This window comes from Woronichinia naegeliana WA131 (assembly GCA_025370055.1).
Classification (GTDB): domain Bacteria; phylum Cyanobacteriota; class Cyanobacteriia; order Cyanobacteriales; family Microcystaceae; genus Woronichinia; species Woronichinia naegeliana.
Window position 1 is genome coordinate 6,176,347 of sequence record CP073041.1, and the last position, 12,713, is coordinate 6,189,059.

Genomic DNA, 12,713 nt, shown 5'->3' on the forward strand with positions numbered 1-12,713 from the left:
TGTACCCCTTCTCCTTCCTCTCATCTATAATTTTAACTTAGCTTTCATCTATAACTTTTTTTACGCGATATACAACTAAGAACGGCAGAATTAGGGTTCTAGAAAATAATCTAAACTTTGCTGATGTCTAAAAGCTTTGTAAATCAAGAAAAAAACTAGTAGCATAGTCCTCACTTGTTCTATCAGTTTAAAATTTTACTGCGTTTAGTTAGTGCACAATTGCGTTTATTAGTGTACAATTTTGTATTGATTTAGCTCACTATATTGTGATGATTTAACTTTATATAATTTTATTATAATTACCAAGTCCTGCGATTCTATGATATTTTGAAATCTGACTGCAAAAACTACAAAACTGGAACAATACTAACAGGTAATGTTCAGTTAAAGACCCTATTTTTGCTGACAACATCGTACTTGTTTGATCTTGAAAGATTTGGAATTTTAGTTATTATCTTATGGCTAGTTTGTTTGATCTTAATCTGACCTCCGTTTACAACCAGCTTACCAGTTTTTCTAATTTAGAAAGTTTCTGGAAACTTTTCAGGACGATATTTGGCACCGAATATAATCATCGAGCAGCATCAATTCTGCGTTCCCAATGGAGAAAAGGTGATTTTAGCCAATTTCCCCAGATTAAGGTAATTGATAGTCGCGACCTTCAAAATGCCAATGGTGCTTATTCAACTAAAAATAATATAATTTACCTATCAGAACACTTTGTAAGGACGGCTAGTCAACAGTCACTCAATGCAGTGATACTAGAAGAATATGGACATTTTGTAGATGCTCAAATCAATCAGAGAGACTCACCTGGAGATGAGGGAGAATTATTTTCGGCTTTAGTACGAGGAGTCGTCTTGAGTTCCTCTGAGTTAACTCGTATGCAAACCGAGGATGACCATGCCAGGATTTCTGTGGGAGGAGAGTCCATCCTTGTTGAAGAATCTTTTAATACAACGGGCTACAAACAATTTGGTTCTTCCATGTCTGATCTAGGTAATGGAATTACGACTGACGAAAGTGGGAACATCTACGTGGTGGGTGGAACCTCTGGTAATTTACCTGGCTATAGCAATTTGGGGGTTAGCGATGCTTTTCTGACCAAATATACTGCCAGTGCCAGTGGTAATCCAGTTTGGACTAAGCAGTTCGGTTCATCCAGTTCTGATACTGCCAATGGAATTAGCATAGATGATGATAACAATATTTATGTTACTGGCTATACCTATGGTGATTTTTCAGGGAATGACAATTTAGGCGTTTGGGATGCTTTCATCACCAAATATGATGCTAGTGGCAATAAAGTCTGGGCCAAACAGTTTGGTTCATCGACCAATGATTATGCCACTGCTATTTATACTGACATTGCTGGTAACTCCTATATTACAGGTTACACCTTTGGCGTTGTATCAGGCACTAAAACGGCTGGGGTTAGTGATGTTTTTGTTGCCAGATATGATGCAAACGGTAATCAAATTTGGATTGATCAGTTTGGTTCATTTAGTTCTGATAATGCCAATGGAGTCACTATCGATAGTAGCAGCAATGTTTATGTCGTTGGCTATACAGCGAGTACTTTACCTGGTAATACCAAACTAGGTGTCAATGATGCTTTCATCACTAAATATAATGCTAGTGGTGATATCGTTTGGATTAAACAATTTGGCTCATCTGTTTCTGATATTGCCTATGGTGTTAGCATGGATACTAGTGGTGGTATTTATGTCGTTGGTCAAACTTACGGCGCTTTGGCTGGCAATAGCAGCCTTGGTAGTACAGATGGAATGCTTGCAAAATATAATGGGAATGGTACTCAAAAATGGATTCGTCAGTTTGGTTCATCTAACAGTGATAATGCTCGTGCGGTTACGACTGATAGTAGCGGTAATATTTATGTTGCTGGTGATACCTATGGTAGTTTATCGGGTTATACCAATTTAGGAAGTAACGATGGTTTTTTGATTAAGTACAATGCCAGTGGCACTCAACTTTGGGCCAAGCAGTTTGGTTCATCTGGTTCTGACAACATCAATTCAATCCGAATCGATAAAACTGGCAATATCTATGTTGCTGGCTATACTAGTGGTAGCTTGCCTGGTAATAATAGTTCAGGCAGCAATGATGCTTTTGTCGCTGGTTTTGATACGGAGGGGAATCTGTTGGATCTAAGCAATGATCTACCGTTGGTTAGCGTTAGCTTGAACTATGGTTCTCTTTCTGAGAACGTACCGAATAACTTTGTCTATACTTTTAGTCGTTCTGGTTTAACAACCAATGCTTTGACTGTCAATTTTACGATCGGCGGGACTGCTATTTTTAACACTGATTATGTTCAAACAGGAGCGACTAGTTTTACAGGAACGCAAGGAGTCATTAATTTTGCACCGGGGTCTAGCACTGTCACCCTCACCCTTAATCCGATAGATGATAGTATTGTTGAGGACAATGAAACTATTGATTTACAGCTGATTGCTGGTGCGAATTACGGAATTAACACTGGCACTGTCCCAACTGTCCCAACTGCTACGATTGTCAATGATGACGGCACTCGTCAACAGGTTGGAGGCGACTTGATAGATGTTCTTCAGGGTGGGGCCGCAGCCGATTATCTAACGGGAGGAAAGGGTAATGATGTTTTAACCGGTGTAGCTAATAGTGATACTTTTACTTTTGCGGGTCTTGATCTGGGCACTGATACCATCGCTGATTTCACCCCCAGTGAGGATACCATTTTAGTGGATGCCCAAGGCTTTGGTGGTGGTTTAGTGTCGGGTGGGATCTTAGCGGACAATCAATTGTTCATCGGGTCAAGTGCTACGAATGCTAGTCAACGTTTTATTTATAATCAGGGGACTGGTGCCTTAATCTTTGATTCTGATGGTGATGGGCCCAACACGCCCATCCGATTCGCTAACCTTAGTCCTAACTTGTCTCTCCAACCTTCGAATTTCTTTCTTAGCTAGGTGCTTGACTAGGGACGATACTGTTTTGTCCAAAGAGCGGCAATAATCCTTTAAGATATTGCTGACTGTTTTTGTTGATCCCTATTACCAATCCATGCCCATTGCCGTCTATCAAAAGTCCCTGACGTATTATCTATCCTTATTTTTCTTTGCTCTGATTTCTCTACCAGGGTTGGGGGTGGCAATGTCACCGTCTCAGTCCAAGGATATTGACCTCAAAGTGGGTATTATTCAGCGATTTGGCGATGAGAATAAAGATCAACTGAACTTAAAAGAACCTAAAGGGGAAATTTTAACGATTCGGTTTCTGAATGAACAGGGACAACGTCAGACGATGGAAAGTAAACAGGCTCAGTTGGCGATCGCAGCGTCAGAGCAGGCAACTATATGGGAGCGTCAAGAGTTAGAAAAGGCAGAAAAAGTAAGAATTAAAGCACTACAGGTGATCGCGCCTAAAGCTAATGCAATGTGGGCAGAAATTGACACCCTGTTAGTTGCACCCAAGGCCCAAAATTACGATCAAGCCCTGAAATTATTAATACAATTGCGAGATTTAGCCAACTATCAAAATCAAACTGTTATTTTTCAGGAAAGGGTGCAAAGAATTGCTAAGAAATATCCCAACCGAACCGGTTTACTGGATCGATTACGTAAAGCTGAATTATGTTAATCTCAACTGATCTATTACTATGGAAGCAATCTTAAAGCTCATTTTTCCGATCAAAATGATTAAGCAGGTACTAATTTTTCCTGTTCTTCCCAAAACCAGGCGATCGTTTTAGCTAACCCTGTATGTAAATTGGTGAGCGTTAGATCCGGCAAGACTTTTTGTAATTTTTCGACCTCTAAACATTTTGATTTGGCACCAACATAGCGACTTGTATCAAATTGAATTTTCTCAAAATCATAACCAACCTGCTCACAAATCACCTTGGCAAAGTGACGAATCGTAAATTCTTCTCCTGCCCCAATATTGATTAAATCATGATCAACAGTTTGGGCAAGTTGAAGGGCAATCTGGGCAAAATCTTCTACATAAACCAGTTCTCTAGATTGATAGCCATCTCCCCAGAGAATGACAGGTTCGCCGTAAAGTTTTGCTCGAATAATTTTGCGGATCAGATCAAAAATAAAGTGCATTTGCCGCCCATCTGTGTGGTAGCCAGCCCCATAGAGTGTGGAAGGGACTAAACATAAATAATTTAACCCATACTGTTTATGTAGTGCTAATAAACCAACATAAAGCATTCTCTTGGTCATGGCGTAGGTGAAGAGACTATCAATCGGAATGCCAGTTAAATAATTTTCTTCTCGCAAAGGTAAATTCGGATCGTAGGCACAACTGGTTCCCATGCAGATAAATTTTGCTTGAGGTTGATATTGTTGCCACCAGGTCAGCATATTGGTATTGATTTGTTGATTAATAATCCACTGTTCTCCTGGATGGAAAAGACAAAAATCACCAGCCTGAGTCCAGGCGGCTAAATGATAAATTTGGTCGTAGGAATGATGATTAAACTGATCGAGAGAGTCCGCTTTTCTCAGATCAGCATTTTTGGAGTTGATCCGCACTAATTCATGGCCCTGAGCTTCTAATTGAGAACATAATGTTGTTCCCAAAAATCCGGTTCCACCGGTGACTAAGATTTTCATTTAGTTTGCCAGCTTTTCTTTATTGGTTTGTTGTGTTGAGCATTATAAACGACTAAGGATCTTGGAAAACCCCACTTCTCCATTAGGGCGACACACCATAGAAGGGTAAGGCTTCTGACCAGGGCGATCGCTGACCGGCTTGCCATGACTGATGGGCTAAAAGCAAGATCTGATCAACATTTTGGCCCAGGGCTTCTGGTGCGAGCAAGGGATGGAGATCGGGATCAATTTGGGCTAATTGCCTTTGCCAGTCGGGAGGATCTAAAAGGCGATCGCCGAAAATAATCTTGATAGACTGATCTTGGATCTGATAAACCGCACCGTAGATTTGGCCACGAGTAGCCGCCATTTGCACCGCAATTAAGCCAGATGGGGAAAGATGATCCACTTTGGAAAGGGCGAAGGCCGCTAAACTCGACAGGGCAAAGACCGGAATATGCAATTGTTGCCCCAAAGTACGGGCTGTTACCAGACCAATACGAATACTGGTAAAACTGCCTGGCCCCTGAGCAACCGCTAGATAGGCCATATCTGACCAGGTTTGGGGTTGAATAAATTCTGCTAAATGGAGATGTAATTGGTTAGATAATTCCCGCCCCAAATCCCAGGTTTGACTGCGGCTAATCTCACCATTGACGGCGATCGCCAACCCCAATTGTTGACTACTGGTATGCAAAGCCAGCCCATAGATGGGAGTCGTCTGAGTCGTCATCACGTTCCAAATCCCTCTCTTCTCATAAAATTTACTTAAGTTAATGAAGTTTTGTATATCTCCTAACCGCAGGGGCCTTAGCGGATGAGATAGGATAGGAACTATGAACTCTATAAGCCGATGTTGTTCTTACGCAAGATTCCCTTCGCTAGTTTACTGGGTCTGTAGCCCACTGGCCACATCTTTCACCTCTAGTCTGTGTTTCCCTTAATTTGAAAACTCTTTCCTTGAGGTCAATCAGCCCTCTTGGTATAAATACTTACGGTAAAATCGGCAATCTACGTTAAACTTTGTTTAGATTTGTAAATTGCTTGCAATTAGGAAGATTCCATCATGCAAACAATCTCGCCTCCTACCTTAAATGGTTCTGTTTCCCGTTTTGAGCATCCCCTGAAAATTATTGCTATGGGGGACAGTTTGGTCTATGGCTACGGCGATCCCATTGGGGGAGGATGGGTAGAACGTCTGCGCCGTCTGTGGATGGAAGGTGATGGCCACGTTCTCTATAACCTAGGCATTCGCGGCGATCGCGTTTCCCAGGTCGCCGAGCGATTAGAATTAGAGTTTCGCTATCGAGGAGAAATTCGCAATAAGGTTCCAGACCTGCTTATCCTCTCGGTGGGGGTCAATGATTCTCCCCGTTTAGGGCGACCCGATGGCCGTTCCTTTACCGATTTATTGTTGTTTGAAAAACAGGTTAATCATCTTTTAGAACAGGCCCAGCAACTTTGTCCCGTCTTATTTGTGGGCATGGTTCCTGTTAATGAGTCCAAAATGCCTTTTCTAGATTGTTTTTATTTCAATCATGCCGATCAATATAAGTATAAGGAACTGAGTAAACAACTCTGTGCGGCGCACAATATTCCTTATCTCGATATTTTTGATCTTTGGCAACAGCGTGGTGAAGCTTGGATTAACTCACACCTAATGGAAGATGGTCTCCATCCCAATGTGGCCGGTTATAAAGCGTTATTAGATGATGTGTTAGCTTGGCAACCTTTACATCACAAACTCCGTCCAGTGGCCTCTTTCTTGCAAGGAGAGCTTGCTGTTAGATAAGCAGCTAATGATCTTAAACAGATAAGGGCAAGGGGCTTAAGCCCCTTGTTGGGGATTTTTCGGTAAAATCACCAGATAATTTAAGCGGGTGAAAGTTGATCTTTTAAAGTTAGAAGACTAGTATAATTGACTCTTTTAATCACTACGAAGGGCGATAATTGCATCAAGTTTGGCCGCATTACGGGCTGGAACCACACCAGCAATTAAACCCACTGTCACCGAAATACCGAAGCCGGAGGTAATTGACCAGATAGAGATGACCAAGGGAATTTTCATGGTCTGGGTTGAGCCGATCGCGATCGTAATACCCAGGACAATGCCAATCACGCCACCCACTGTCGAAACCACCACTGCCTCTGTTAAAAATTGGGACAAAATAGCGGTATAAGTTGCTCCCAAAGCTTTACGGAGTCCCACTTCTTTGGTTCTTTCCACCACTGAAACCAGCATAATATTGGCAATACCAATGCCACCTACCACTAAAGAAATACCAGCGATCGCTACTACCATAACTGTAAACATACTGACGACACTGGTGAAAGTATTAATCACATCCACCTGATTAATAATGCGAAAATCATCTAATTCGGGAGGATAAATATTATGGCGCAATCGTAATAAATTGGTCACTTGAAATTGAGTAGCATCCAGTTGATTCCCATCCTTGGCCGCCACCCAGATCCCTGAAATTGCAACACCAGAAATGGCATTATTGCCCACAATTCGACTGGACATATTACTAAGGGGAATAAAGATGCGATCATCTTGATCTACATTGCCAATTGCCCCTTTAGGCGGCATCACACCAATGACTCGATAAAGTTGATTTTGAATCCGAATTTCTTTACCAATGGGGGATTCTTTGCCAAATAATTGATCCCGAACTTTAGTTCCTAAAATGGCAACGGGTTGGGCATTATCTAAATCCGTCTGGGTAAAAAATTGGCCGATTTCAGGATAGGAATCTTTGACATCAGGATAGTTTAAATCGGTTCCCAATACCGAAGTGGCGATATTTTGACCGCTATAGACAACCTGTATATTTCCCCGTTGTAAAAAAGCAGTAACTTTTCTAGCGGCTGTCACCTGAGCAGCGATCGCCTTAGCATCTTCTAAGGTCAAGGTAGAGGCCGAACCAGCCCCCTGACTAATGCCGCCACTACTAGCAGCCCCCGCTAAAACGAGAATCACATCCGAACCGAGGGATTGAATCTGTTGCTCCGTTGCTTTTTTAACCCCTTCCCCTAAAGAGGTAATCGCCACCACCGAACTGATCCCAATCACCATCCCCAACATGGTTAGCCCCGTTCGTAACTTATTATTCCACAGAGATTGGACGGCCATGGTTAGAATTTCTGTCACCAGGGAACGATTTAAAAGCTGTTCCTCTGGGGTTAACCCTGACTGATCTTTCTGTTTTAAGGCTTCATTCTTTTTTTTCATATTAAGTAGCTGTTTACAATTAAATTAAAGATAGATTTTTTGCTTGATCCCCCTGCCACCCTTAATAAAGCTGCCGTGTACACATAAGTTTTTGGTTTTCTGTTTCACCTGATCCAGCCCCCTAAATCCCCCAATACTGGGGGACTTTGAACCGCGAAAGAGACCGATCTCCCCCAATTTTGGAGGGCTGGGGGGCAAAATTTGGCAGGATTATTTTTCAGCATTTTCTTCGCCCCAAACCCTATCTAGAACCACCACCTAAACCGGGCATACCAGGGGAGCCTGGAACTTTAGAACGAGGTCGTTTACCATCAGGAAAGGTAATTAAAATACGATCTTTTTCCTGTAAACCGGAGCTTATTTCTGTTTTGTCATTAACCGTTAAGCCCGTCTTAATCGGCACAAACTCGGCTTGATTATTTTTCCACAGATAAACGCCGGTTCCTTCTTCTTGGCGAACAATGGCCACTGTCGGGACAACTAAAACATTCTTAACTTGACCGGCTGCGAATTCCACTCGTACATTCATTCCTGATCTCAGTAAATTTTGAGAATCATTTAAAATAGCAACTTTCACTTCAAAACTGGTGACATTTTGTTGCACAATCGATTGGGGAGCAATTTGAATAACTTTTCCGACAAAGGTTTTGGTGGGATAGGCATCGGCTTTAATCAGGGCTTTTTGGCCTAAACTCATCTGGGCAATGTTACTTTCTGAAACGTTAGTCACAATTTGATTGCGTGCTGCTAATGCCAAAATAGAAGACGAGGTGGCCGAAGAGACAGCACTGCCAGCAGTAGTTGGGGTAACAAAAGCACCAGGATCGGCGTATTTACGAGCCACAATACCATCGAAAGGAGCGCGAATTTCCGTATCTTGAATTTGGGTTTGAACCGTTTTTAAATTCCCCTGGGCGATCGCGACTTGAGCTTGAGCTTGGGCAATATCTTCGGCACGAGAGCCAGATTTCATTAAAGATAAAGCAGCCTGTTTTTGAGCAACAACCTCTGCGGCCTGTTGAATTTCCTCTGGACGAAAACCGGATTTGATTAAAGATAGAGCGGCCTGTTTTTGGGCTACGACTTCTGCGGCCTGTTGAATTTCCTCTGGACGAGAACCAGATTTGATTAAAGATAGAGCTTGTTTAGCTTCCCGTACCTGGGCGGCGGCATTATCCCGTTGAGTGCGTGAATTTTCCCAATCCCTTTCAGCGATCGCGCCTTCTTCATTAAGAGTACGATTCTGAAGGAAAACCAGATCCGCCTGGCGTTGATTACTGAGGGCATTTTCTAAGCGGGCTTGGGCTTGAGCAATATCTTGAGGACGATTACCTCTTCTTAACTTGTCTAAATTAGCTTGGGCTTGACCGAGTTCGGCTTGAGCTTGGGCAATATCTTGAGGGCGATTGCCAGCTTTTAACTTGTCTAAATTAGCTTGGGCTTGACCAAGTTCGGCTTGGGCTTGGGCAATATCTTGAGGACGATTTCCCGCTTTTAACTTTGCTAAATTGGCTTGGGCTTGAGTGACTTGACCCTGACTTTGTAGGAGTTGACCCTGGAAATTTGAGTCATCCATTTTGGCTAGTAACTGTCCTTTTTGAACGCGATCGCCTTCTTTAACAAACAATTGTTTGAGAATGCCAGAATTTTTAGGACTCACATTGACGGAAAGTTGGGGTTGTACTGTCCCATTGGCCATGACGGTGACAGTTAAATTTTGACGTTGAACGGAAACCGTATTTTGGAGGTGTTTGGCTTTAATTTCAGGAACAACCACATTTTGTTGATAGAGAGTCCAGCCCCCCCAACCACAAAGTCCCAGCACCATTAAGGCCATTACCCCCTTGAGGGGATTGAGGAGAGGATGGGATTTGGTTTTGGCAGAGAAGGATTGGGTTACAGCAGGACTCTCAGTGGGATTCTCGGTGGGATTCTTAGTTAAATTACTGTGCATCGAAGTCAACAGTTAGGTAAAAGTATTGAAGCAATGGTCGCAAGAAACCCAGGTGTCTAGAAATCAGGTCTATATTTTTTTAGACTTGAACCTTGATCATAACGTTCAAAGGCTTGGGAATCCTGAGGGGCTAAGGTAATTTGGAAAAAAGTTCAGAGCTTTCACTTTTGCTTGAATTTTTTCGACTATGTCCTAACTGTCCCCTTCAAAACGGGCGATCGCGGCCTGGATAGCTTCAATACGTCGCACAATTTCTCGTAGTTCAGTAATGACAATATTGTAATCTCGAAGGTAAGGGCGTAATTGTTGACTATCTTGATGATTACTAATTTCGCTTAAACGGGCTTGCTGGAGAGTTTGAAGGTGAGAAAAAATGTCTTGTACCGTTTCATTTAAAGCTGGCAGGGGAAGCGGTTTTTGATTATTTTGTAAAGACTGGGACAGCATGGTGAGAGCTTCTGTCACCTGTTGAGTAAATAAAGCAATATTGGGATGAGCTTCACTGCCACGATACTGCTCTAATTGGGTCAATAAAATGGTAACGCCTCGACCTAAACGGGGAATATAATTCGCTAAGGTAATGGCAGGTTCTATTTTGACAAAAGGCGTACTGGGATCATCCATCAAACGTTCCAGGGCAGTTTGCAAACAAGTATTAGCAATTCTGGCTTTGTTACGACGCTGATGCAGTTCCTCCACTTGATAAACGGTTTTATCTAAAAAGGCTGTCATCACGGCTTGAAAATAGAGATTGACTTTGTTAAGAGCCGTAATCGCAACCGTTGAAAAACGCCATTCTTCTTTTTGACGGAGCAAACCAAAAGATAAAGAAAAGGCTAAAATTCCCCCAATCAAGGTGCAAACAATTCGGTCAGTGATGCCTAGGCTTCCAGATGTTTGACCAGAAATTTGATGCAAAATGAGGGCAAAAGCGGTAATAAAAAAGACGGCTAAACTATAGTGAAAACGAATTAAGGAAATGGCGATCGCCATCGAAATAATGCCAATCATTTCTAGCCAAAGGGGATCTTGAACCGTCACCAAAATAATATAAACGGCTCCTACCCCTAAGATCGTACCTAAAATACGGGAGAAAAAGCGTTGAAAGGTCAAACTAAAGTCTGGCTTGAGGACAAATAAGAGGGTTAAACCAATCCAAAAACCCTGTCGAATGGGCAATAAAGTATAAATTAAAATACCCAATACGGCTCCTATACTTAAACGGAGAGCATGACGAAAGAGTGGCGATTCTATACTAAAATTTTCTTTTAAAGGTTCCCACCACGGCTGTTTAGAGCTAATACCTAAAGCTTTTATTTCAGATTTATGACGAGATAAAATTTTGGCAATTTTTTCGCGATTTCCGATGGGTTGTTTATGACTATCTCCAAGCTGAAGTTCCTGGGTGGTTTGAACCGTTAATTGCAGTTGAGATTGTAATTTCTCTAGCCAAATATTTAATTGTTCTACCGTAATCCAACTGGTATAGTCATCCACATCCTGAGTCAAGGTTTGCTGTTGTAATTGCTGTTGGAGAGCTTTGATCAGTAATTGGAGGCGATCGCAATCAGGCTTTTTCTGTTTACCTAAAATCAGTTGAGCAATATCTTCACAAATCAGTGCAACTTGTTTTAAAACATCTTCTAATAAAATTTCAACGGTTGCTAATTGGGGGAGAGAATGGAGTGTAACAATCTCCCGCATAGCGGTTAACGTCGTCATAATGCGATCGCTATCTTCAATTAAAACGATTAACAATTCCCGTAAATCATTGTGTCCCCAACTGCCTAGACGAGTATAGGTAAGGGTCTCTCTGGATTTCAAAAGTAATTGACGAACCTGAACAAAAGACTGATCATTTTGTTCTCTATCCAGTTTGACCGTTGATACCCGTTGGAGATGTTGAGCAATACCTTGAAAATTTTGAGCAACAACTTTACGTAAAGGATAATTGGGCTGAAACGGCCAAATAAATAAGGCCAGAAAGATTGACCACAATCCTCCCATTAATCCTAACAGCGATCGCATTAAGGCTGTATCCAGACCACCCTGGGGCAAAGAAATGGCTAATAACAGCGTAAAACCTAGAACTACTCCGGCAGCCCCTCCATTTTCACCATAAACCGTTAAGTAACCCGCTAAAAATAAGCCTATTGATACCAGTAATAACGTCCAACCGAGGGAGCCACTCACCAAAGTTCCCAAAAATAAAGCTAGGAAAACCCCAACCGTTGTTCCTATCAGGGTTTTTGCCCGTTGAGCATAGAGTCCTCCCACATCCGCCAACATCATAATCTGGGCAAATAGGGTGATCGTCAGCCAGTCCTGTTGTTCATGTAGTACCAGACCTAGCAAGCTCGGAATGGCCATCGCCATCAATGTCCGAATGCCCCTAGTAATTTCGATTTTTCCACCGGGACGTAATAGAAACGCAAACCGCTTAATCAGCATTTACCACCCATCAGCAAGCTATCTAACTACGTTAAATTAAATGAACAGTCTTCTCATTTACAACCGCTAAAAACAACAATCCTGAAAACAAGATAACCATTGCATAGCCATCCCATCTTCAGGATCGTAATTGGGTTAACCCCTAGAGGACTTATTGACACTCTCAGGTCTGAAAACACTGAGATTCTTGAATAGCCCAAAGTTTGAGCCTCAAAGGTGTAGTCAAAGCACCTCTATCACTCAAAACAACTACCTCGCGGTGCTGCCATTGTGTTTACCTTTCTTTTTTTGCTTGTTTTCAGAGTCCATCACTCAGCCAGTTTGGTACGCTCCCCCACCTGCCATTGCTTGCCATTGTCTGTGTCACCTCTCAATAGGCTTACTCGATTAGCTGGGATTTCACCACACTAGGAGGGTTCAATGCGTAGATAGTTGTTCCTACTCACACCTAAATTATAGCGCAAGGGGAATAAAT

At 42.3% G+C, this 12,713-nt stretch carries 8 protein-coding genes; 3 read left to right on the forward strand and 5 right to left on the reverse strand.

Translation table 11 applies throughout. The features are described from left to right. Positions 1-458 precede the first annotated feature (458 nt). Together KA717_31300 and KA717_31305 are read left to right on the forward strand one after the other, a co-directional pair. A complete protein-coding gene (locus KA717_31300) occupies positions 459-2,966 on the forward strand; it encodes an SBBP repeat-containing protein (GenBank protein UXE60108.1) in 2,508 nt (835 codons plus the stop codon). Between the two features lie 58 nt (positions 2,967-3,024). Beyond that, positions 3,025-3,636: a hypothetical protein gene (locus tag KA717_31305; GenBank protein UXE60109.1), complete on the forward strand. Its 612-nt coding sequence runs from the start codon at positions 3,025-3,027 to the stop codon at positions 3,634-3,636. A 59-nt stretch (positions 3,637-3,695) separates the two neighbouring features. Here the strand turns inward: KA717_31305 and KA717_31310 are convergent, their stop codons facing one another. Further along, complete coding sequence (locus KA717_31310; GenBank protein UXE60110.1) at positions 3,696-4,619, reverse strand: NAD-dependent epimerase/dehydratase family protein; 924 nt, start codon at positions 4,617-4,619, stop codon at positions 3,696-3,698. 82 nt (positions 4,620-4,701) lie between these two features. Beyond that, a complete protein-coding gene (gene tsaB, locus KA717_31315; GenBank protein ID UXE60111.1) occupies positions 4,702-5,331 on the reverse strand; it encodes a tRNA (adenosine(37)-N6)-threonylcarbamoyltransferase complex dimerization subunit type 1 TsaB in 630 nt (209 codons plus the stop codon). Positions 5,332-5,664: 333 nt separating this feature from the next. On the opposite strand from tsaB, the gene KA717_31320 reads away from it, so the two are divergent. Further along, a complete protein-coding gene (locus KA717_31320) occupies positions 5,665-6,390 on the forward strand; it encodes a GDSL-type esterase/lipase family protein (GenBank protein ID UXE60112.1) in 726 nt (241 codons plus the stop codon). A gap of 135 nt (positions 6,391-6,525) precedes the next feature. Here KA717_31320 and KA717_31325 read toward each other — a convergent pair whose 3' ends face one another. The 3 genes from KA717_31325 to KA717_31335 all read right to left on the reverse strand — a co-directional run bounded on the left by KA717_31325 (position 6,526) and on the right by KA717_31335 (position 12,238). After that, complete coding sequence (locus KA717_31325) at positions 6,526-7,833, reverse strand: ABC transporter permease (protein ID UXE60113.1); 1,308 nt, start codon at positions 7,831-7,833, stop codon at positions 6,526-6,528. Between the two features lie 241 nt (positions 7,834-8,074). Continuing rightward, positions 8,075-9,787 carry an efflux RND transporter periplasmic adaptor subunit gene (locus KA717_31330; protein ID UXE64826.1) on the reverse strand — a complete coding sequence of 571 codons (1,713 nt, stop codon included), beginning with the start codon at positions 9,785-9,787 and terminating at the stop codon, positions 8,075-8,077. A 192-nt stretch (positions 9,788-9,979) separates the two neighbouring features. Beyond that, positions 9,980-12,238 carry an FUSC family protein gene (locus tag KA717_31335; GenBank protein UXE60114.1) on the reverse strand — a complete coding sequence of 753 codons (2,259 nt, stop codon included), beginning with the start codon at positions 12,236-12,238 and terminating at the stop codon, positions 9,980-9,982. Positions 12,239-12,713 lie beyond the last annotated feature (475 nt).